Annotated in this window: 11 protein-coding genes, 2 tRNA genes, 1 other RNA gene and 5 pseudogenes; 9 read left to right on the top strand and 10 right to left on the bottom strand. The window is 57.3% G+C overall.

Annotation, left to right across the window (positions count from 1 at the left end):
* The first annotated feature begins 7 nt into the window (after window positions 1–7).
* The 4 genes from JZM24_RS15205 (at window position 8) to JZM24_RS15190 (ending at window position 2,875) form a co-directional block, all read left to right on the top strand.
* Window positions 8–84 (top strand) — tRNA-Val (locus tag JZM24_RS15205).
* Window positions 85–92: 8 nt separating this feature from the next.
* Window positions 93–169, top strand: a tRNA-Val gene (locus JZM24_RS15200).
* 483 nt (window positions 170–652) lie between these two features.
* Window positions 653–2,065 (top strand): pyruvate kinase PykF, encoded by a 1,413-nt coding sequence (gene pykF / locus JZM24_RS15195; RefSeq protein WP_215670701.1) that lies wholly within the window; start codon window positions 653–655, stop codon window positions 2,063–2,065.
* A 573-nt stretch (window positions 2,066–2,638) separates the two neighbouring features.
* The gene (locus tag JZM24_RS15190) at window positions 2,639–2,875 is read left to right on the top strand and encodes a major outer membrane lipoprotein (protein WP_215670699.1); all 237 of its coding nucleotides are present in this window, start codon (window positions 2,639–2,641) and stop codon (window positions 2,873–2,875) included.
* A 741-nt stretch (window positions 2,876–3,616) separates the two neighbouring features.
* On the opposite strand, the gene JZM24_RS15185 is transcribed toward JZM24_RS15190, so the two are convergent.
* The 7 genes from JZM24_RS15185 to sufA all read right to left on the bottom strand — a co-directional run bounded on the left by JZM24_RS15185 (window position 3,617) and on the right by sufA (window position 10,740).
* Complete coding sequence (locus JZM24_RS15185; protein ID WP_215670697.1) at window positions 3,617–4,624, bottom strand: L,D-transpeptidase family protein; 1,008 nt, start codon at window positions 4,622–4,624, stop codon at window positions 3,617–3,619.
* 492 nt (window positions 4,625–5,116) lie between these two features.
* Entirely contained in the window at window positions 5,117–5,533 is a 417-nt protein-coding gene (gene sufE / locus JZM24_RS15180) for a cysteine desulfuration protein SufE (RefSeq protein WP_215670696.1), read from the bottom strand.
* Window positions 5,534–5,556: 23 nt separating this feature from the next.
* Window positions 5,557–6,780 (bottom strand): cysteine desulfurase SufS, encoded by a 1,224-nt coding sequence (gene sufS, locus JZM24_RS15175; RefSeq protein WP_215670694.1) that lies wholly within the window; start codon window positions 6,778–6,780, stop codon window positions 5,557–5,559.
* The gene (sufD, locus tag JZM24_RS15170; RefSeq protein ID WP_215670692.1) at window positions 6,777–8,063 is read right to left on the bottom strand and encodes a Fe-S cluster assembly protein SufD; all 1,287 of its coding nucleotides are present in this window, start codon (window positions 8,061–8,063) and stop codon (window positions 6,777–6,779) included. Before sufD ends, sufS begins: the two co-directional genes overlap by 4 nt.
* Window positions 8,038–8,784: a Fe-S cluster assembly ATPase SufC gene (gene sufC, locus JZM24_RS15165; RefSeq protein WP_215670690.1), complete on the bottom strand. Its 747-nt coding sequence runs from the start codon at window positions 8,782–8,784 to the stop codon at window positions 8,038–8,040. The genes sufD and sufC overlap by 26 nt, the downstream gene beginning before the upstream one ends.
* Window positions 8,785–8,846: 62 nt before the next feature.
* On the bottom strand, window positions 8,847–10,352 hold the full coding sequence (sufB, locus tag JZM24_RS15160; RefSeq protein ID WP_215670688.1) for a Fe-S cluster assembly protein SufB: 1,506 nt from the start codon (window positions 10,350–10,352) through the stop codon (window positions 8,847–8,849).
* A 13-nt stretch (window positions 10,353–10,365) separates the two neighbouring features.
* The gene (gene sufA / locus JZM24_RS15155; RefSeq protein WP_215670685.1) at window positions 10,366–10,740 is read right to left on the bottom strand and encodes a Fe-S cluster assembly scaffold SufA; all 375 of its coding nucleotides are present in this window, start codon (window positions 10,738–10,740) and stop codon (window positions 10,366–10,368) included.
* A 733-nt stretch (window positions 10,741–11,473) separates the two neighbouring features.
* Between sufA and JZM24_RS15150 the strand changes: the two are divergent.
* Window positions 11,474–12,661: pseudogene (locus JZM24_RS15150) on the top strand (MFS transporter).
* Here JZM24_RS15150 and JZM24_RS15145 read toward each other — a convergent pair.
* Both JZM24_RS15145 and ydiJ read right to left on the bottom strand, forming a co-directional pair.
* Window positions 12,658–13,116: a hotdog fold thioesterase gene (locus JZM24_RS15145; RefSeq protein WP_215670684.1), complete on the bottom strand. Its 459-nt coding sequence runs from the start codon at window positions 13,114–13,116 to the stop codon at window positions 12,658–12,660. The pseudogene JZM24_RS15150 and the gene JZM24_RS15145 overlap by 4 nt on opposite strands.
* Window positions 13,113–16,181 (bottom strand): annotated as a pseudogene (gene ydiJ, locus JZM24_RS15140) (D-2-hydroxyglutarate dehydrogenase YdiJ). Before ydiJ ends, JZM24_RS15145 begins: the two are co-directional and overlap by 4 nt.
* Window positions 16,182–16,451: 270 nt before the next feature.
* Here ydiJ and ydiK point away from each other — a divergent pair.
* Together ydiK and rprA are read left to right on the top strand one after the other, a co-directional pair.
* The gene (ydiK, locus tag JZM24_RS15135; RefSeq protein WP_215670682.1) at window positions 16,452–17,552 is read left to right on the top strand and encodes an AI-2E family transporter YdiK; all 1,101 of its coding nucleotides are present in this window, start codon (window positions 16,452–16,454) and stop codon (window positions 17,550–17,552) included.
* 171 nt (window positions 17,553–17,723) lie between these two features.
* Window positions 17,724–17,827, top strand: an RNA gene (gene rprA / locus JZM24_RS15130) — antisense sRNA RprA.
* Window positions 17,828–17,933: 106 nt separating this feature from the next.
* Here the strand turns inward: rprA and ppsA are convergent.
* Window positions 17,934–20,298, bottom strand: a pseudogene (gene ppsA / locus JZM24_RS15125) (phosphoenolpyruvate synthase).
* 164 nt (window positions 20,299–20,462) lie between these two features.
* On the opposite strand from ppsA, the pseudogene ppsR reads away from it, so the two are divergent.
* Window positions 20,463–21,284 (top strand): annotated as a pseudogene (gene ppsR, locus JZM24_RS15120) (posphoenolpyruvate synthetase regulatory kinase/phosphorylase PpsR).
* Between the two features lie 103 nt (window positions 21,285–21,387).
* Window positions 21,388–22,466: pseudogene (locus tag JZM24_RS15115) on the top strand (3-deoxy-7-phosphoheptulonate synthase).
* The last annotated feature ends 440 nt before the right edge of the window (window positions 22,467–22,906 follow it).

Raw genomic sequence — 22,906 nt, 5'->3', positions numbered from 1 at the left:
ACAAAATGCGTTCTTAGCTCAGTTGGTTAGAGCACCACCTTGACATGGTGGGGGTCGATGGTTCGAGTCCATTAGAACGCACCATTCTCTGTGCGTCCGTAGCTCAGTTGGTTAGAGCACCACCTTGACATGGTGGGGGTCGGTGGTTCGAGTCCACTCGGACGCACCAATCATTTTCGCACCCTTTGCTATTCCTATTTTCACCGTTACTGCTACCATACGCGGGTTTCGCACCGACCACAGGTTGGCAGGTGTAGTTATCGCCATCGACGCTCCAGGTAACCCCGGTCTGGCAGAATTCAGGCGTACAATGCGTTAGCGCCACGGCATCGATAAAGTGCGACGATCTGGGGCAAAATTGACACAATTACGCTTTTTTTTGTGCTAACGCATTAATTGTCCAGTTTTTACTATGTTTATTGAATGGTTCGCGCCGATTGATTTGTCTTACACCCATAAAAACAGTATTGCCCTACGGCGCATATCAGCCTCATTGGCTTGAGCCGTTCTGCTTTTTTCCTTACGTTCTGAGCGTTGTCACCTATCCTTTAACATGGACCGCAGGTTCAACAAGCGGCTTTTTTTTCATCGCGGGCATGGTCCGGCGATGCACCATCTTTCTCATCCATCACAACTTATAGAAATCAACGTTATGAAAAAGACTAAAATTGTTTGTACCATCGGTCCGAAAACCGAATCCGAAGAGGTACTGTCCAGCCTGCTTGATGCGGGTATGAACGTCATGCGTCTTAATTTTTCCCATGGTGATTATGAAGAGCAAGGTCAGCGCATCAAAAATCTGCGTGCGGTGTTGAAAAGAACTGGTCAGCAGGCCGCTATTTTGCTTGATACCAAAGGCCCCGAAATCCGTACCATGAAACTGGAAAACGGCGCCGATGTTTCGCTGCGCGCCGGCCAGACCTTTACCTTTACCACCGATCAAAGCGTGATTGGCAATAGCGAACGCGTCGCGGTCACCTATCCTGGCTTCACCCAGGATCTGGCGGTCGGTAATACCGTGCTGGTCGATGACGGTCTGCTGGGCATGACCGTCACCAGCGTGACCCAGGATCAGGTGGTGTGTAAGGTGCTCAACAATGGCGATTTGGGTGAAAATAAAGGGGTTAACCTGCCCGGGGTGTCTATTGCCCTGCCAGCGCTGGCGGAAAAAGATAAACGCGATCTGGTTTTCGGCTGCGAACAAGGCGTCGATTTTATTGCCGCCTCGTTTATCCGCAAACGTTCCGACGTACTGGAAATCCGCGAACATCTGGAGCAGCACGGCGGCGGCCATATCCAGATCATCTCTAAAATCGAAAACCAGGAAGGGCTGAATAATTTCGATGAAATCCTCGAAGCCTCCGACGGCATTATGGTCGCCCGCGGCGATCTCGGCGTCGAAATTCCGGTTGAAGAAGTGATTTTCGCGCAAAAGATGATGATCGAGAAGTGTAATCGGGCGCGCAAGGTGGTGATTACAGCGACCCAAATGCTTGACTCGATGATTAAAAACCCGCGTCCGACCCGTGCGGAAGCCGGCGACGTGGCCAACGCCATTCTGGATGGCACCGATGCCGTGATGCTGTCCGGCGAGAGCGCCAAAGGCAAATATCCGCTGGAAGCGGTGACCATTATGGCGACTATCTGCCAGCGCACCGATCGTATGCTGCCAAGCCGTATCGACAGTGTGAACGATAGCCGTAAACTGCGTATTACCGAAGCCGTCTGCCGCGGCGCGGTCGAAACGGCGGAAAAACTGGAATCACCGCTGATTGTGGTCGCCACAGAAGGCGGCAAATCCGCCAAATCCGTGCGTAAGTATTTCCCGAAAGCAGAAATTCTGGCGCTGACCACCAACCCACTGACCGCCCGTCAACTTTTGCTGAGTAAAGGGGTTTCCTGCCAGCTGGTCGAAGAAATCGCTTCCACCGATGATTTTTACCGCATCGGCAAGGCAGTGGCGTTAGAAACCGGGTTAGCGGCTAAAGGGGATATCATCGTCATGGTTTCCGGCGCGTTGGTACCGAGCGGCACCACCAATACCGCCTCGGTGCATATGCTGTAAGCGCCAGCAGGGGGTGCGTACCGACCTCAGTCCCACCCCCTGATCCCTCTACCTGGCGCGGCCGAGGCGCTTCGCGCCCGCGCGCTGACCTAGGCTGACCACCTCAGGCTTCGAAACCGTTTACAGGCCCCTGCCATGCAGGGGCCTTTTTGTTGTCCCAACCGGACATTATTAAATAAGTGTAATACTTATTAATTAACGGGCGTCCTGGCAATACCGCAATTGGTACCAGAATAGTATAAAGAAACTTTATCTGCAGACCTATTTCATGGCCTATCACCCATCGTCATCACCGGTAATTGAACGCATAGTCAAAAGAATCGCGCTAAAGAAATAAAATATTTAGCGCAACCAATTTCGATAGCACGTTTTGCCGCTGACGTAATCGGAGAAATCTTATGGTCGCAAGGCCCTTAAGGCGCTTTTTTTAACCACTCTGTAAAATAAGATGTTTCTTTGAGCGGTCGATCGAATTTAATCGTTTTATTCGCAAAATTTATTCTCATTCGAAAATAGTTTGTGTAATACTTGTAATGCTACATGGAGACTAACTCAATCTAGAGGGTATTAATAATGAATCGTACTAAACTGGTACTGGGCGCGGTAATTCTGGGTTCCACTCTGCTGGCTGGCTGCTCTAGCAACGCTAAAATCGATCAGCTGTCCTCCGACGTTCAGACCCTGAACGCCAAAGTTGACCAGATCAGCAACGACGTGAACGCACTGCGCTCCGACGTACAGGCTGCTAAAGACGACGCTGCCCGTGCTAACCAACGTCTGGACAACCAAACCACCTCTTACCGTAAGTAAGAGTTCCGGTCTTGATTGTGAATGGCGCACACTACTGTGCGCCATTTTTTTTGCCTGCTTAACAGGCACTGGCTACTGGAGCTCGACTTCCCCTCTCTTCGCCCCCGCGGGCATCATCAGGCGACGGCGCTAATCCTATCCTGAGACGTCAGGGCTCGGCATAACGCGTGTTAACTCCCACAGGCTGAGCCGGACATGCGACGTGACGCCCCCGTGGGCATCATTAGCGGATTACGCCTAACGCCCAGATAACGCGCCAGACGCCTGGCCTGGCTCGTCACGCCAGCAGGTGCAGCCAGACGTGCGGCGTAGCTCGCCATCGCCCGCCACTGGCACGGCAGATGCCCGGTGTCGTTCACCATCAGCCTCTTCAGTTAAGCCAGAAATCTGGCATAGCGTGCCCTTTTTTACAGCCGCGACCAGCTATCCGGCGTATCGCCATTGCCCTTCACAGACGTAGCCAGAGGCCCGGCGTAGCTCAGCATCGGCCTCCACAGGCTCAGCCGGACGCTCGGTGTTGCCCGGCGTCCTCACAGCCCGACATCCCTACGTCTGATACGTGCGCCGGCATCACCCAACGCGCGGCATAAAACCTTGTCTTGAGCATACCCGTGCCAAAACGACGACGGACGCGCCGCCGGTTCAGGCGATGCGTCCGTCTTTGTCTGTCGTCGTTCTGATGCTGCGGCCCGGCGTCAACATCCCTGCCATGTGCCAAGCGTGGATAGGCCGGGCCCGGCATTATGCCCCCGCGGCACCCTTTGCTACGGCGTGATCCGCAGCTTTTTCCGCCACCTGCGACGCCTCGGGTGGCGCCGGTTCACCGTTATTGACCAGCACCGGCATACCCGAGCGGCGCGTCACGGCCTGCTTCACCATGGCGCGGTCGGTTGCGGGCGCGGCAACAAATTTGGTCGTCCGGGCGTTAAAGCGAATGGGGATGGTCTGCGGATCATCCTTCTCGGTGCGGGACAACGGTTGGTGGACCTCTACATAACGCTTGCCGTCAGGCTCCACCGCTGCTTTCACCGGCTCATTAATGACCTGAACGCGGGTACCGACCGGGACTCTGTTGAAAAGGGCCTCAATATCGTTCGGCCGCAACCGTATACAGCCAGAGCTGACCCGCATACCGATACCAAAATTGGCGTTGGTGCCATGAATAAGATAGGTGCCGGTACCGGCCGCCAACCGCAGCGCGTACAGCCCCATCGGGTTTTTCGGGCCTGCCGGGACCACGGCGGGCAGCGTGACTCCCTGCTCTTTCAGGTAAATCTTGCGGATATTGGCGGTCGGCGTCCAGGTCGGGTTGGGGATTTTCTGGCTGATAGAGGTTACCATCGTTGGCGTATTGCGCCCCAGTTGACCGATGCCGATGGGGTAGACAATCACCTGATTTTCCCCTTTAGGATAATAATAAAGCCGCATTTCCGCGAGATTGATGACGATGCCTTTGCGCGGCGTATCGGGCAATAGCATTTGGCTGGGAATGGTCAATACCGTACCCGGCCGTGGAAGCCAGGGATCGGTGCCCGGATTGGCTTCCAGCATCGCCAGCAGGCCGATTTTATAGTGATCGGCGATCGCTTCCAGCGAACCGCCATCCTGGATGACGGTGTGCGTGGTGTTCTCACCGATAAGCCGGCTATTGTCCGGCGGCAGCGGATAGACGCTGGCGCTGGCCGCATTGATGCCGCCTGCCAGCACGGCGGCCAGCGTCCACGCCAGCCTGTTGGTTATGTTTAGCATAAGCTGTCCTGGGTCAGTAACCGTTAGAGCGGCGCAAAGGTCAGCCATGGGAGTCTTGACCGGCCGGCGCCAGCGTTGAGTGTACCAAATGACCGGCCAGTTCCGCGATGCAGCGAACTCCTAAAGCGCCGCAAATACCGTCCTGCTGAACATTGCCCCTCGCAACCAAAAGCAAGCACTACCGGGCAATCACTGTTAATGGTCACTATCGCGGCAGCGCTCGGCCGCCTGTTAAGGCAACGGGTAAGTCGATCGGGCGACAGAGAGTCAATTTCGTCAAGGCAACGGGCAAGCCACTCGCGTGACAGCGAGTCAACTTTGCCAAAACATCGGGAAAGCCGCTTGGGCGACAGCGAGTCAAACCTGTGGTGGTCGATCACAGGCAGGCCGTAAGACGCGGGACGCTCCCCTGCGGGGGAAAGACAAACTACTCGCAGCGCCATCGTGTGGCGCCTCGGGAGTCTGGCCGTCCCGACGGGGACGGAAAAAAGGTTACTGGCGCGCGGAAGCCTGGGCGCGAATGCCCCGCACCATGGCCTCCAATCCCTGCGACCGGGACGGCGTCAGATGCTTGGTGAGCGCCAGAGCGTCGAAAAAGGGCCGCACGTCATAGGCAATAATCTCCGCCGTCGTCAGCCCCTGATAGAGAATAAACACCATGGCGATGAGCCCTTTCACGATAGCGGCATCGCTATCGCCGTACAGCTGGACGCTGCCTTCTGCCGGGGTCGACAGCACAATCCATACCTGGCTTTGGCAGCCGGCTATCAGATGATCCGGCGTGCGCATACCCGCCGGCAGCGGCGGCAGAAGTCCGCCCAGTTCGATAATATACAGGTACTTCTCTTCCCAATTGCCGCAGCGGGAAAAATTGCGCAGCAATTTATCTTTATCAGACAGATTCGCCATCGTTACTCGCTCCCTGTTGGCTATCAGCCCAGCAAACGCTGCACCCGCACCAGACCGGCCACCAGCCGGTCAATGTCGTCGCGATCGGTGTACATCGCCAGCGACGCACGGCACATACTCGCCACCTGGAAATAGGCCATCAGCGGCATAGCGCAATGGTGACCGGTGCGTATAGCGATACCGTATTGATCAAGGAAACTGCCCACATCATAGGCATGGTGTTTGCCTAAATTGAACGCGATAACGCCGGTGCGATCGTCGGGCCCGTACAGCGTCATGTCCGGCACTTGCTGCAATGCTTCAAGCGTATAGCGCATCAGCTCGTGCTCATAGGCTTGAATACTGTCCAGCCCCACTTGTTCAATATAGGCAATCGCGGCGCCCAGTCCCATCATGCCGGCGGTGTGTGGCGAGCCTGCCTCAAAACGCCAGGGCGCATCGTTGAAGGTGGTGCCCTCGGTCAAACTGACGGTGCGAATCATCGAACCGCCGCCTTCCCACGGCGGCATGGCGTCCAGGAGCGCTTTTTTAGCGTAGAGAATACCAATCCCCGTCGGACCATAGATTTTATGGCCTGAGAACACATAAAAATCGCAATCGAGCGCCTGCACGTCCACTTTCTGATGCATGACGCCCTGCGCACCGTCTACCACCACCACCGCGTCGCAGGCTGCGCGCACTTTAGCAATAAGTTCCGACAGCGGATTGAGGGTGCCGAGCACATTGGAAACCTGGGTGACGGCAAACAGGCGGGTGCGATCATCAATTAACGCCGGCAGTTTGGCGACGTCAAGCGTGCCGTCGGGCAACAGCGGAATATAGCGCAGCGACAGCTGCTTTTCTTGGGCCAGCATTTGCCAGGGGACAATATTGGCGTGATGCTCCATCTCGGTGATAAGAATATTATCGCCGGGCTGAAGATGCTGCCGGCCCCAGCTATTGGCCACCAGGTTGATGCCTTCGGTGGCGCCTTTAACGAATACGATTTCGTCCGCCGAGGCAGCATTGATAAAACGCGCCACTTGCTGACGCACGTTTTCCATGCGGGTGGTGGCTTCGCTGCTTAAGGTATGAATACCGCGGTGCACCGCGGCGTATCCCTGGCGATAATAGTCGCTTTCACAATCGATGACGGCGTTAGGCTTTTGCGCACTCGCCGCGCTGTCGAGATAGGTCAGCGGTTTATCGTTAACATGCCGCGCCAAAATGGGGAAATCAGACCGGATTCGCGCAATGGGATAGGTCATGCTGCCACCCCCTGTAATGCATCGGCGATACGCGCCAGCACCGTGGCACGCACCCCTTCGTGGCCAATCGCTTCCGTCACTTCCGCCGCGAAAGCATAAATGATCATCTGCTGGGCGTCTTCGCGGGTGATGCCGCGCGAACGCAAATAAAACATCTGCTCCTCGTCGATTCGCCCCACTGTGGCGCCATGACTGCATTTTACGTCATCGGCATAAATTTCCAGCTGCGGTTTGGTGTCCACCTCCGCCAGGCGATCGAGCAGCAGATTATTATTGGTCATCTGACCGTCGGTTTTCAGCGCATGCTTGGCCACTTTAATCAGCCCGTTGAACACTCCCTTGCCGCGATCGCGGGCAATCACTTTGTGCAGCTGACGGCTCAGGCAATGGCCTTTATTGTGCTCAAGATAGGTGCGGGTATCGCTAATATCCTGCCCCAAGGTCAGCAGCAGGCTGTTTATCGCCAAATCGGAGCCTTCGCCGTTTAACTGCGCGCTGGTCTGATGCCGGGTCAAGCCTGCGCCAAGAATAAAAGTACTGCTGCGCACCACCGCATCGCGACCCACGCTGATATCATTATGGCTGAAGTGGTAGCTGGCGCGGCTTTCAAAAGCCAGCTTGATATGGCTCAGGTGCGCATTGTCGCCGATCGTTAAAGTGGTACGGGCGCCGCTGAAATGCCCCTGGGCATCGACGCTGGCGAAATGTTCGATAATTTGCCCCTGCGCACCGGACTCGATATCGATATGATGGCGGTAATGCAGCGTGCTCAGCGCTTCGTTATCCTCGCCGCCCTGGCTGATATGCAGCAGATACAGCGGGCGTTGCGCCACCTTGCCCGCCGGCAGGCGAATGCGGGTGGTCTGCTGACTCAAGCTTTCGGTCAAATGCAAAAACATCTCCGGCTGGATGGGAGTAGGCAGCGCCCGGCGGGCGGCCCCTTCCTCCACCTCGATTTGCCACAAACCGGTATCGCTATCGCTCAGCGCCGGCGCAAAACGGCCATCGACAAACACCAACCGGTAGGCTGCAAGCGTCAGGCTCAAGGCATCGCGCACTGGAGCGGACACCGCGCGGGTGGCGGCGGGGGTAAAGCGGTGCGCCAACAGCCCGTCAAGCGGGGTGTATTTCCAATGCTCGTGCTGGCGGGTGGGCAGCCCCAAACGCTCCACGTCCCGCCAATGGGCGTAGGCGTCGGCAGAGCGCGCCGCGCTCTGCCCGGCAAACAATTGATGCCATTGAGTCAGCGCGCGGGCGTTACTGTTGTTCGGTAAGCCAGCCATAGCCTTGCTCCTCAAGCTGTTTCACCAGGGAAAAATCACCGGATTTTACAATGCGGCCCTGATACAGCACATGAACGTGGTCTGGTTTGATGTAGTCCAGAATACGCTGATAGTGGGTAACGATAATAAAAGAACGCTTGCCGTCACGCAGGGTATTCACACCATGGGCGACAATCTTCAGCGCATCGATATCCAGACCGGAGTCCGTCTCATCCAGAATGCATAAATCCGGCTCCAGCGCCGCCATTTGCAGAATATCATTACGTTTTTTCTCGCCGCCGGAAAAGCCCACATTGACCGAGCGGGTCAGCAGATCGGCCGGCATTTTCAACAGTTCAATCTTGGCGTCGATAAAATCGGCAAAATCGAAGCGGTCCAGCGGCGGCTGTTCGCGGTATTTGCGCACGGCATTGACGGCCGTCTGCAGGAAAAACTGGTTGCTGACGCCCGGTATTTCCACCGGGTATTGGAACGCCATGAACACGCCTTCGCCGGCGCGCTCTTCCGGCTCCAGCGCCAGCAGATCGCGGTCATTGAACATGACCTCACCGGATGTCACCTCATAATCTTCGCGCCCGGCAAGCGTCGCGGACAGAGTACTCTTCCCGGAGCCGTTTGGCCCCATGATGGCGTGGACCTCGCCGGGTTTCACTTCCAGATTCAGTCCTTTGAGAATAGCGTTGTCTTCCACGCTGATGTTCAAATCTTTAATCGATAACATGTTTCATTTTTCCTTTACCCGCCCTGTCGAGCCGTCCGGGCAGCAAACGCGGTAGCGCGGCCTTAGCCCACGCTGTGTTCAAGGCTGATAGCCAGTAATTTTTGCGCTTCCACGGCAAACTCCAGCGGCAGCTCGGAGAACACGTCCTTGCAAAAGCCGTTGACGATCATCGAAATCGCATCGTCTTCGCTGATGCCGCGCTGGCGGCAGTAGAACAGCTGATCTTCGCCGATACGCGAGGTGGTCGCTTCGTGCTCCAACTGGGCGGTATTGTTGCGCGCTTCTACATAAGGAAAGGTATGAGCGCCGCATTCGCTGCCGATAAGCATGGAGTCACACTGGGTAAAATTACGTGCGTTGGTAGCGGTCGGCATAATTTTCACCAGCCCGCGATAGGTGTTTTCGCTCTGTCCGGCCGAAATGCCCTTTGAAATAATGGTCGAGCGGGTATTTTCGCCGATATGGATCATCTTGGTGCCGGTATCCGCCTGCTGGCGGCCGTTGGTCAGCGCGACCGAGAAGAATTCCCCCACCGAATTGTCGCCGCGCAAAATCACGCTCGGATACTTCCAGGTGATGGCCGAACCGGTTTCGGACTGCGTCCAAGACATTTTGGCGTTTTCACCCGCGCACAGCGCGCGCTTGGTGACGAAATTGAGAATTCCGCCCTCGGCTTCGCTGCCGGCGAACCAGTTTTGCACCGTGGAATACTTCACCTCAGCATCTTTCAGTACAATCACTTCCACTACCGCCGCATGCAGCTGATAGCTGTCGCGCACCGGCGCCGAGCAGCCCTCGATATAGCTGACATAACTGCCTTCATCGGCAATCAGGATAGTGCGCTCGAACTGGCCGGTTTTGGCGGCGTTGATACGGAAATAGGTCGACAGCTCCATCGGGCAGCGCACGCCCTTCGGCACATAAACGAATGTCCCGTCGGAGGCGACCGCCGAGTTGAGCGCGGCAAAGAAATTGTCGTTAGCGGGTATCACGCTGCCCATATACTGGCGCACCAGTTCGGGATGCTCATGGATAGCCTCACCGAAGGAGCAGAAAATAATGCCCTGCTCCGCCAGCTTATGGCGATAGGTGGTGGAAACCGACACCGAATCGAAAATTGCATCGACCGCGACCTCGCTGCCTTCGCGTACCGGCACGCCGAGCTGGTTGAACGCCTGTTCCACTTCATCGGTCAGGTAGTTTTTCGCCACTTCCGCGCCGGACTGCTGCGTCGCCCCGGGCTGCGAGCCGCAGGTATCATCGCAGGCGCCGCACGACGGTGCGGAATAATAACTGTAATCGTTATAGTCGAGCGGTTTGTAATGGGCTTTCAGCCAGTGCGGCTCGTCCATTTCCAGCCAGGCGCGATAGGCGTTAAGACGAAACTCCAGCATCCACTCCGGCTCATCGCGTTTCGCCGAGATAGCGCGCACCACGTCTTCACTGATGCCGTGCGCCAGCTCTTCGGTGGCCAATTGGGTAAAGAAGCCTTCTTTATAACGCTCGCTTTTCACCCAGGGTTGCGTTGCGTCAATCGCCTCAGGGGTGTCTGTATTGCTTCGTGCCATAATGATTCATCGCTCAAAGGCCAAAACTCTCGCCGCACCCGCAGGCGTGCTGAGCTTTAGGATTGTTAAATTTGAATACGTGGTTCAAACCTTCCTGTACGTAATCGAGTTCCGTGCCGTCAATAAAAGGCATCGTTTTTAGCGGCACGTACAGTTTGGCACCGTCATGATCGTAAACCCGGTCGCTGTCATCGGTCTGAATGGCCTTTTCCACCACATAGCCGAAACCGGCGCAGCCGGACTGTTTGACGCTAAGCCGCAATCCCAGCATGGTGGGGTCGCTCTCTACCAGACGCCGGATCTGACGGGCGGCGGAATCGGTTAGAGTCAGGCCGCGCCAGATATTCTCCTCCAGGGAGAATGTCTCAACCTTATTGTCTACTTGCATCAGGTTTACCTCATGACGTTACAAGCTGATACTCGGAAAATCCGCCTATGTTAAAGAGTTGTATTTTCTCTTCAACCTTGACCTTTATAGGGGAATAGTCCGTTTGCGGGGAAATGGCTGCGGCTATCGCCGGCAAAAAACCGTTTTTGACCGCTATTTCCCTAATTAATTTATGGCTATTACACCGCTAATACCCTGATTTTCCGTATGTATGAAAAGAAAAGAACATTTTTTAATACTAAAACTTTCTGCCCCGTGACTAAAGCGAATATTCATAGAAATAAACTATTTTTATAACAGGCGAAAAAATAATTCGTCATTTTCGTTCAGCAAATAGCCAATGGGGAAATAACCCTAAAATGCGACGGAAATAAGCGTAACGGCTATACTGTCTTTATTTGATAATAATTATCATTACGTGGCTGCTGGCCGATTACGCTCGCTAATATTGGCTTCAATTATCGAGCTCATCACGGTCATCACGGCCTTGCTGGTCTTGATAACAATTATATCACAAAAGCGCCGGCGGCAGCAGGCTCTTCTGTGCGCCGCCAAACCAACGGCATAGGTCGCTGCCACCGCGTCGCCCCCTGTGGCGGGTTGTCCAGTAAGGGGATGTCGTCGGTACGCCTGACCTGCCCTGACGGCGACCAACCGGGCACATTTCTGATTCCCATGACCCGGGTGATAGCGCTATGCTGGGTCCTTTGGTGATTGCCCGCTGGATCCTGTTATGCCCACGTCTGACCGCCCCGCCGCGCCACTCGCGGCACCGGAGTTGAATAAGCGCATCATCCCTATCTTTTTTCACCTTTATTTGCTATTTGACCATTGGTATTCCGCTGGCCATCCTGCCAGGCTTTACCCACACCACGCTGGGTTTTTCGACCCTGCTCGCCGGTATCGCCATCAGCCTGCAATATTTCAGCACCCTGGCCAGCCGTCCCTATGCAGGCCGCTGCGCCGATCTGCTGGGACCGAAAAAATCGTGCTTATCGGCCTGCTATGCTGCGCCCTGAGCGGCGCCTGCTATATGATGGCCCGTGCCACTACCGCCCAGCCGGTGCTGAGTCTCTGCTGTCTTTTTGCCGGCCGGCTGCTGCTGGGCGTGGGCGAAAGTTTCGCCAGCACCGGCTCGATGCTGTGGGGCATCGGCGCGGTCGGACAGCGGCACACCGGCCGTGTTATTTCCTGGAACGGCGTGGCCACCTACGGCGCAATCGCCATTGGCGCTCCGCTGGGGGTGCTTTTCAATAACCTCGGCGGTTTGGCGCTGGTCGGCGGGTTCATCCTGTTGGTCGGCATTGGCTCCTGGCAGGTGGCACTGCGCCGTCCCGCGGTCAGCGTAAGCGCCGGCAGGCGTATTCCGTTTACCGCCGTGTTCGGTAAAGTCTGGCTGTTCGGTCTGGTACTGGGTCTGGGAACGCTGGGTTTCGGCGTCATTGTCAGCTTCATCACGTTGTATTTTGCCGAGCGCGGTTGGAGCGGCGCCGCCTTCGCCCTGACGCTGATGAGCTGCGCTTTTGTCGGCGTCAGACTGATGTGGTGCAACGTCATCGGCCGTTACGGCGGCCGTCGGGTGGCGCTGCTGTCTTTTGTGGTTGAAACCGCCGGGCTGCTGCTGTGGGCGGCGCCGGTCGCGGCGATAGCGAGTATCGGCGCGCTGCTTACCGGTGCCGGTTTCTCGCTGGTGTTTCCGGCGCTGGGGGTGGAGGCCATGAAACAGGTCCCGCCGCAAAATCAGGGCACCGCACTGGGCACCTACTGCGCGTTTCTCGATCTGGCGCTTGGCGTGGCCGGGCCGGCCGCCGGCGTGGTGATGTCCCATCTGGGCATGTCATGGATCTATCTGGCCGCCGCGCTGATGGCGGTGCTGGCGGCGCTGATGACCTTACGGCTAAAGCAGACGGCGCCGGCCTAAATTCGCTGTAAAGGCGCCAAGTGTCGCCTCAGCCGCCCGGCCCCGTCCAACACGGCGGTGGTCAAGCGGGAGACGCAGGTCAGCCGCACCGTGTCATCGAAAATGTGGATATCCCACACCTGGCGCGTGCGACCAAGATGAAACGGGCGGCATACCGCGCGCACCCAGCCATCATAAACGCTATGCAGATGATTGGCGTTAATATCGAGCCCCACGATCCGCTGGTCCTCGCGCGTACAAAGATAGCCGGCGGCGGAGCCCACTGTCTCCGCCAGCACCACCGAAGCGCCGCCGTCTAAGATGCCGAAGGGCTGACGGGTGCGTTCATCCACCGGCATGATGGCTTCCAGTTCATCCTCCTCCAGTCTGGTGTAGCAGATCCCCAGATAACCTATCATGCATCCCTGGGCTATCTGATTAAGTCTCTCCAACGACGGCGTACGCGTCCAAATCATGCGATAATCTCCAAAAGCGCCTGCAGCGGATGACGGAGACCTTCCCCCTCAATACGTTTGACCTGACTGCGGCAGGAATAGCCGATCGCCAGGCAACGGCCGCGCGGCAGCTGTGCAAGTTGTTGTTGCCAGGAGAGCGCATAAATACCGCGCGAATGGGCATAATTCGCGCTCTCGTGACCATAGGTGCCCGCCATGCCGCAGCAGCCGACGCTGACCGTCTCCAGGCGGGCGCCGTAGCGGGCGAAAATGTCGCGCCATTGCCGGGCGCTCGCCGGTAATTGTGTGGCTTCGGTACAGTGGCCGAACAGGTACCAGGGCGCCGCCTGTACCGCCGGTTCGGGCGCGTGGACCCGCGACGGTGCGTGGTCGCTCTCCGGCAGGCCGGCAAGCCATTCATGGACCAATTGCACCTGGAAATCGCCACGGGTGGCGCCCAGCACTTCTCGATAGCAGGGCACCAGAGCCGGATCGACCCCCACCATCGGCAGTTCCAGCCGCGCCGTGCGGTTGAGAAAATCCGCCGTGCGCCGGGCGGTACGGGCGAAACGCTGCAAAAACCCTTTGATATGCTGCGCTTTGCCGTTAGGGGAAAAGGGCAATAACACCGGTGTCAGCCACAGTTTTACCACCAGACGGGCGAAATCCGCCACCACGCGCGCATCATAATGGCTGGTAAAGGGATCCTGCACGATAAGCACATGGGTCTGGCGCTGTTCGACGGACATGTGCTCTAGTGCTTCCAACGTGGGCTGCGCGTTGAAAATGTCCGCCGCCTGACGACGCAACGGCGGCTGCGACAGCAGCGGCACATCCACCATCCCTAAGGCACGTTCGCTTAACGTGCGCACGACGGGCCACTTGAGAAAGAAATTGAACGTTGCCGGCGCCAGCGCCATGAGCGGCGCGTACCTTTCCACCCCCGCCACCAGATAATCGCGCACCGGTCGTAGATACCGGCTGTGGTAAAGCTGCAAAAAGCGCGCGCGGAAGCCCGGTACATCGATTTTAATCGGACACTGGCTTGAGCAGGCCTTACAGGCCAGACAGCCGGACATCGCGCTTTTCACTTCGTGGGAAAATCGTACTCGCCGCGCCGCGCCCGCCAGCTGTTGCCCACTCGCGCGGCGACGTCGCGCAGGGTGGCCATTCCCCGCGGCAATTCCTGCTCCAACTGCAGCGGACTAACGCCCTGCTGCGCCAGCAACCGCAGCCATTCGCGCACCAGCGTCTCCCGTCCATTTGGTGAATGGATCCGGTCAGCGGTGATTTTCATCGACGGGCACACCGGACTCAGGGTGTCAAAGTTAAAGCACAAACCGTTGCCATTGCACTCCATTGCGCCGCGCCAGGCTCCGCGCACCGCCACGGGGATCTGGCGATCGAAAGTGCCGCGTTTGACGGCATCCACCGTCAGCATCGGCGCATCGTTTGCCAGCGGCGGACAAATTTTGCCGGGGTTCAGCCGGTTGGCAGAATCGAACGCCGTTTTAATATGGCGCAACTCCTGGTACAACACGTCGCCAAAGAACGCCGGGCTGTACTCGGCGCGAAAACCTTTACCGTGCTCGCCACACAGCAGGCCGACATATTTGGCGGTCAGCGCCACGATGCGATCGGACAGTTGCTTCATCAGCACTTCCTGCGCCGGATCACACATATCCAGCGCGGGACGCACGTGCAGCACGCCGGCATCCACATGGCCGAACATGCCGTAGCTGAGCTGGTGACTGTCGAGCAGCGCCCGGAATTCGGCGATATAATCCGCCAGATGTTGGGGTGGAACGCAGGTATCTTCGGCAAACGGGATTGTCTTCGCCGGGCCTTTGCTATTGCCAAGCAACCCTACCGCTTTCTTGCGCATGGCGTAAATACGCTCGATTTCCGCCAGCTGACCGCACAGCTGATAACCGATAACCCCGGCCTCGCCGGCCGCCATCAAGCTATCCAGCCCGGCGCGTAAGGTCTCCAGTTGACCGTCTATCAGGGCACCATCGTCGCCGGCGAATTCCACGATATTCAGCCCCTGCATCGTCTGGCCAGGGACATCTTCGATGAGCTCGCGCACCGAGTCCCAGACAATATCCTCCCGCGCCAGATTCAGCACCTTGGAATCGACGGTTTCCACCGATAGCGCATGGGCTGCCAGCATAAACGGCGCATTGCGCAGGGCGGAATCGAAAGAGTCATACTTCACATTCACTAAACGGCGCACTTTCGGCAGCGGCGTAATATCCAGCGTCGCCTCGGTGATAAACGCCAGCGTACCCTCGGAGCCGGTGAGGATAAGGGTTAGATCGAAGGTTTGCAAATCGTCGCTGAAGACATGGCGCAGATCATAACCGGTCAGGAAACGGTTGAGATCGGGAAACTTTTCCACGATCAGACTGCGCTGCTGCAGGCAGCGTTCCAAGACCGTGCGATAAATGTCGCCAATGCGGCCCGGCTGCGTCGCCAGCGCCTGCGCCGCCGACGTCGGCATCGCGCTGGTCTCTAGCAGCTCGCCACCCAGCAATACCGCCCGCAGTCCGAGGACATGATCGGAGGTTTTGCCGTACACCAGCGAGCCCTGTCCCGAGGCATCGGTATTGATCATGCCGCCCAGGGTGGCGCGGTTGCTGGTGGACAGCTCGGGCGAGAAGAAATAACCGAGCGGTTTGAGATACTGATTTAACTGATCTTTAATAACCCCCGCTTCCACCCGCACCCAGCCTTGCTCGGCGTTGACGTCAAGAATGCGGTTCATATAGCGTGACATGTCCACAATCACGCCGCGATTAAGGGATTGTCCATTGGTGCCAGTGCCGCCGCCGCGCGGGGTGAAGCTGAGCGAGTGAAACGCTGGCAACGTCGCCAGCCGGCCAATCAGCGCGACATCCTCGCTGGAGCGGGGAAAGATCACCGCATCGGGCAACAATTGATAAATGCTGTTATCTGTCGCCATGGTCAGGCGGTCGGCATAGGCGGTGGCGCTATCGCCGGTAAATCACTCCCGCTTCAGCCGGTCGAGGAATTCGGATCACCACCGGGTCGACGCCAGGGGCCTGGGAAATCTTTGGAAGCATGGACGCTAAACCTATTGTGTTAAAGCCTCATCAGGGCGATGGGGGCCCGCCGGCAACAGCCGAACCTGACTGTTTTATCATATATTTTTCTTCCATGTCCTGCTGGCCAAAAAAAATCCCCCTACAGCGGCGACCTGAGCGGCTTACGTGGCGAAAGTTTTCATCCCCCCTGTCAAAAAACGGCGATATACCCCATCATTATGCTACTCGCCCAAATTGGCCTTGCAGGCCGTGGGTAACCCGTCGTTTGTTTGAGGAGAAAGGTGTTACATGGATTTCCCGCGCCCGCTTCACGATTTGCCCAGAATGTTATTCAGCGTGACGTTTATCGCGCTGATGACTATTGGCTGCTTTTGGGTGGTACAGCCTTTTATTCTCGGCTTTTCTTGGGCTTCAATGGTGGTAATAGCCACCTGGCCGCTGCTGATTAAAGTGCAGCATCTGCTCTGGGGACGGCGTTCGCTGGCGGTGGTGGTCATGACGCTGCTGCTGTTGCTGCTGTTTGTACTGCCGGTGTCGATTCTGGTGAGCAGTATTGTTGATAATAGCGCACCGCTGGTGGCCTGGGCGACGCAGCCGGACCGCCTGACCTTGCCCGCCCTTGCCTGGCTGCAAAATGTGCCGATGGTGGGCCGCAAACTCTACAGCGCCTGCCAATCGCTTATCTCCGGCGGCAGCGCGCCGTTAATGAGCAAAATCCAGCCCTACATCGGCAAAGCCGCCAGCTGGCTGCTGGGCCAGGTGGCCAACCTGGGCAGTTTGCTGCTGCACTGCGCTTTGATGATTCTGTTCAGCGTCTTTCTGTATCTGCGCGGCGAACGCGTGGGAATGACGGTGCGACATTTCGCCATTCGCCTGGGCGCCGAACGGGGGGATGCGTCGGTCCTGCTGGCAGCGCAGGCCATCCGCGCGGTCGCGCTTGGCGTGCTGCTGACCGCCATCGTCCAGTCCGTACTGGGCGGTATCGGTCTGGCTATCACCGGCATTCCGCTCCCGAGCGTACTGACCGTGACCATGTTCGTGCTGTGCATCGCGCAGTTGGGCCCCTTGCCGGTGCTTATTCCGGCCATGATCTGGCTCTATTGGAGTGGCGACACTACCTGGGGAACCGTGCTATTGGTGTGGAGCTGCGTCGTGGCGACCCTGGACAACATCCTGCGACCAATTTTCATCCATATGGGGGCCGACCTGCCGATGCTGCTGGTGTTGTGCGGCGTATTAGGCGGCTTGCTAGCCTTCGGAATGATAGGCCTGTTCATCGGCCCGGTGGTACTGGCGGTATCCTGGCGGTTGATTTTCGCCTGGATGCAGGAGGCGCCACCGCCGGAAAAAATCGATAACCCGGAAAAACAACTCAAAGAATTACATTAATCTCCTCCGCTTCCCGGCGCACGCCGGGACAATAATGACCGCCGCCGCGACGGTTATTCTTTTTCACTGCTAATTTACCCCGCCGCTATTTCCCTTTACCGGATACTGGCCGCGTGATGCAGCTTATATAGGATGAATCTTGGTGAAGTACTGCAGGTTTATCCTTACTATGCGTGTTATTAGCTCTATGATTTAGTGATGATTTTAATGCTCCCCTGCATGACAGAATTGCTGTGTGTAGTCTTTGCCCATCTTTAAGATGGGCTTTTTTTTGTCTTATTTGTGACAAATAAAATAATGGCGCCGGTATTAATATACCGGCGCTCGTTATTTAGCCACATGCTATTTTACGCCGCCAAATTAGCGCGCAGCTAACTGCCGCTATTTTTTGGCCAGGCTTAGCCAGGTGCTAACGACGGTATCCGGGTTAAGCGACAGACTGTCGATCCCCTCCGCCATGAGCCAGGCGGCGAAATCTTCGTGATCGGACGGGCCCTGTCCGCAGATGCCGACGTATTTGCCCTGCTTTTTCGCGGCGCGGATAGCCATGGACAACAGCGCGCGCACCGCCTCATCCCGCTCATCGAACAGCGATGACACCAGGCCGGAATCCCGATCCAGGCCCAGGGCCAGCTGTGTCATGTCGTTCGAGCCGATGGAAAAACCGTCGAAGTGGGCGAGGAATTGCTCGGCTAACAGCGCATTGGAGGGGATCTCGCACATCATAATCACCTTCAGGCCGTTTTCGCCCCGCTTCAGCCCTTGCCGCGCCAGCTCTTCGACCACCGCCTGCGCCTGCGCCACGGTGCGCACAAACGGGATCATGATTTCCACGTTGGTCAGCCCCATGTCGTTACGCACCCGTTTGATGGCCTCGCACTCCAGCGCGAAACAGTCGGAAATATAGCGCCCGGCGCCGCGAAAGCCCAGCATCGGGTTCTCTTCGTCCGGCTCGTAACGCTCGCCGCCCACCAAATTGGCGTATTCATTGGACTTAAAGTCGGACAGGCGCATGATGACGCGTTTTGGCGCAAACGCCGCGCCAAGCGTTGCAATACCTTCCGTCAGCCGGGCGATGTAATACTCTTTCGGGCTGTCGTAGCCGTGGATCATATCGGTGATTTCGCGCTGCAGGGCCGGCGTCTACTGGTCGAATTCTAATAGCGCGCGCGGATGCACGCCTATCATACGGTTGATGATAAACTCCAGCCGCGCCAGCCCGACGCCGTCATTGGGCAGACAGGCGAAATCGAAGGCGCGATCGGGATTGCCGACGTTCATCATGATTTTCAGCGGCAGCGCGGGCAGTTCGTCGATATCCGAACGGGCCACCTCGAAAGGCAGTATCTCCTGATAGACGTAGCCGGCATCCCCTTCGGCGCAGGACACTGTAACCAGGCTGTCCGTCACCAATGCGATCGGTGGCATCGCCGCAGCCGACCACCGCGGGGATCCCCAGTTCACGAGCGATAATCGCCGCATGACAGGTTCGGCCGCCGCGGTTGGTGACAATCGCGGCGGCCTTTTTCATGATAGGCTCCCAGTCCTGGTCGGTCATGTCGGTTACCAGCACATCGCCGGCCTCAACCCGGTGCATATCACTGATATCGTGAATAATTTTCACCGGCCCGGCGCCGATGCGATGGCCGATGGCGCGACCTTCGATAATGACCTCGCCGCGGCGGCTAAGCCGATAGCACTCCATCACCTGCCCGCGCGAGCGCACCGTTTCCGGCCGCGCCTGCACGATGTAAAGCTTGCCGGTGTGACCGTCCTTGGCCCACTCGATGTCCATCGGCCGCTGGTAATGTTGCTCAATCAGTACCGCCTGACGCGCCAGATCCTGCACTTATTCATCCGTCATGGCAAAGCGCTGACGCAGGGCTTCTGGCACCGGCTCGGTGCGCACCTGCTCGCCGTGGGAAGCGCTGTCGGCATAAACCATGCGGATTTTCTTGGAACCAATATTGCGCCGCACCACGGCAGGGTAACCGCTGGCCAGGGTGGGCTTGTGAACGTAGAATTCATCGTGGTTGACCGCGCCTTGCACCACCATTTCGCCAAGTCCGTAGGCGGCGGTAATGAACACCACCTGGTCAAAGCCCGATTCGGTATCAATCGTGAACATCACGCCGGAGGCGGCCAGATCGGAGCGGACCATGCGCTTCACGCCGGCGGAAAGCGCCACGCCGCGGTGATCGTAGCCTTGATGCACGCGATAGGAAATGGCCCGGTCGTTAAACAGCGAGGCATAAACATGCTTGATGGCGGTCATCACCGCATCGATGCCCTGCACATTGAGGAAGGTTTCCTGCTGGCCGGCAAAGGAGGCGTCGGGCATATCCTCCGCGGTGGCCGATGAACGTACGGCAAACGAGGCGTCGGCGTCATCGGCGGACAGTTGCTGATAGCGAGCGGTAATGTCGGCTTCAAGTCCCGGCTGGAATGGGGTATCGATGATCCATTGCCGGATCTGGCTACCGGCCTTGCTGAGGGCGGCGACATCATCAATGTCGGTTTGGTCAAGCAGTTGGTAAATGCGTTGATTGATACCGCTTTGATTGAGAAAATCATTGAATGACTGAGCGGTGGTAGCAAAACCATTGGGCACCGACACACCCACGGCGGATAAATGGGTAATCATCTCCCCGAGCGAGGCGTTTTTCCCGCCTACCCGGTCCACATCGTGCATACCAAGCTGGTCATACCACAGCACATTTTCGGCAATATTGTTATTTTGCTGCATCTGGGTCATCCTTTTTAATATGGGCACAAACATCGTGTCGCTACGGTGACGACAGGCAAAAAGGCCTACTTTGAGATTAGCATAATCCTCCATACGCTCGCCTAACATGAATCGTGCCAGCGCCCAAATTAAGACTAAGCCGTATTCCGGCAAGAGAGCCATCAATGGACAGAAGCGTATTTTTTATTTCAGATGGTACCGCCATTACCGCCGAGGTGGTGGGGCATTCGGTTTTGTCGCAATTCCCCTTAACCACCGCTCTATACACCCTGCCGTTCGTCGAGAGCGAAACCCGCGCCCGCGCGGTACGCGAACAGATCAATGCGCTTTATCAGCAAAGCGGCGTTCGGCCGCTGGTGTTTTATTCGATTGTCACCCCGGCGGTGCGGCACATTATTGAGGAGAGCGCTGGGTTCTGTCAGGATGTGGTGCAAGCGCTGGTGTGGCCGCTCCAGCAGGAATTAGGCATTGCGCCAGATCCGGTGGCGCACCGGACCCATGGCCTGACCGCCACCAATTTAAGCAAGTACGATGCACGTATTGCTGCTATTGATTATACCCTGGCCCACGACGATGGTATTTCGCTGCGCAATCTGGATCAGGCGCAAATTATTTTGCTCGGGGTGTCGCGCTGCGGTAAGACACCAACCAGTTTATATTTAGCCATGCAATACGGTATCCGCGCCGCCAATTATCCGTTTATCGCCGACGATATGGATAATCTTACGCTGCCCGCGGCGTTAAAAGCCCATCAGGATAAACTGTTTGGCCTGACCATTGACCCCGAGCGTCTGGCGGCGATACGCGATGAGCGCCTGAGCGACAGCCGCTATGCCTCGCTGCGCCAGTGTCGGATGGAAATTAACGAGGTGTAGTCGCTGTTTCGCAATAACAATATCCGCTATCTCAACTCCACCAATCATTCCGTTGAGGAAATTGCGGCGAAAATTATGGATGTGTTGGGGATGAGCCGGCGCATGTATTAGCAAATTTCGCCGGGCAAGGTTGAATTCAGCGCCGGTTGGGGTATCGTGAGCGGCATCGCTTCCCGGTAACGCCACCGCGGTAAGTCCTCAATTAGAGATAAGCATGCAAAAGACAGATGAATTGCGCACGCGGCGCATCGATCGATTAGTTGCTCCCGCCGCGCTGGCCGCCGCCTTGCCCCTTAGCGCGACGTTGGCTGAGAATGTACTGCGGGTGCGCCAGCGTATTGAACGTATTCTGCACGGCGACGATCCCGCCTGTTGGTGATAATCGGCCCCTGCTCCATCCATGATACCAACGCGGCGCTGGAGTATGCGCGCCGGCTTAACCCGCTGCGCGTCAAATACCAGGACCGACTGGAAATCTTGATGCGCACCTATTTTGAAAAACCGCGCACCGTGGTGGGTTGGAAAGGGTTGATTGCCGACCCGGGGCTGGACGGCAGTTTTCGGGTAAATGACGGGTTGGAGGTTGCCCGACGACTCTTGCTGGCGATCAATGAATTGGGCCTGCCGACCGCCACAGAATTCCTGGATATGGTCACCGGCCAATACATTGCCGATCTGATTAGCTGGGGGGCTATCGGCGCGCGCACTACCGAAAGCCAGATCCACCGCGAAATGGCCTCGGCGCTGTCCTGCCCGGTCGGCTTCAAGAACGGCACGGACGGCAATATTCAAATCGCCATCGACGCCATTAGCGCCGCCCGCGCGTCGCATTTATTCCTGTCGCCGGACAAACAAGGCCAAATGACGATTTATCAGACCGGCGGCAACCCGTATGGACATATCATTATGCGCGGGGGCAAAGTGCCCAATTACCAGCCGCAGGCGATCGCCGATGCCTGTGCGCAATTGGCGTCGTTCGGACTGCCGGCGCATTTGCTGGTGGATTTCATCCATGGTAACAGCCAGAAGCAGTATCGTCGTCAATGGGACGTCGTGCATTCTGTTGGCCAACAACTGCGCGACGGCAGCCGTCAGGTGGTGGGGGTAATGGTCGAAAGCAATCTGGTGGCGGGCAATCAGACCCTGCGTGCCGATGCGCCATTAACTTACGGTCAATCCATTACCGATGCCTGTCTTGGCTGGGAAGACAGTGAACGCCTGCTGGCAATGTTAAACGACGCTCTGGACAGCCGCTTCTCGTCGGCGGCACGGGTCAGCCCGGGCGCGTATTGACTGCCGCTTTTTATCAGCGGCACGGGCCAGCCCGGGCGCGGTACCGCCTCACCCACCGGCTCCCGTGGTGGGGTTGACGCCCCATCGTATCGCGCCTGTTGTCGGCACAACCACCGTCTTACGCGCCTTCGCTCCACGGCGTTAACGCCTGGCTGAGCGTTGGCGCCCCAACGTCAGCGTCCGGCCGCGTGGGCGCCGAGGCACAGGCGACCATCACGCCCTCATTTCAGCAGTGATAACCCCTTTTTTTAAGGGGTAAACGCGCGTAGAATTTATGTCGTCCCCATCAGCAGGCTTTCCCACCGGCGTATCCCGGGCAAACGTTTTCGCTTTAACTCCGCGAGGTTTATTCATGCAAACCAGCCTTTCCTAATGGCGCTTCGCTGAACGCGCTGACAGCTCCCCTTCAGCCGCCGTTGCCGCCTGCAGCCACAGCGCTG

Origin of the sequence: Candidatus Sodalis endolongispinus (assembly GCF_018777395.1) — a bacterium.
Lineage (GTDB): Bacteria > Pseudomonadota > Gammaproteobacteria > Enterobacterales > Enterobacteriaceae > Sodalis_B > Sodalis_B endolongispinus.
Note: the sequence above shows the minus strand (reverse complement) of the source record. Positions and strands in the feature narration are given on the sequence as shown.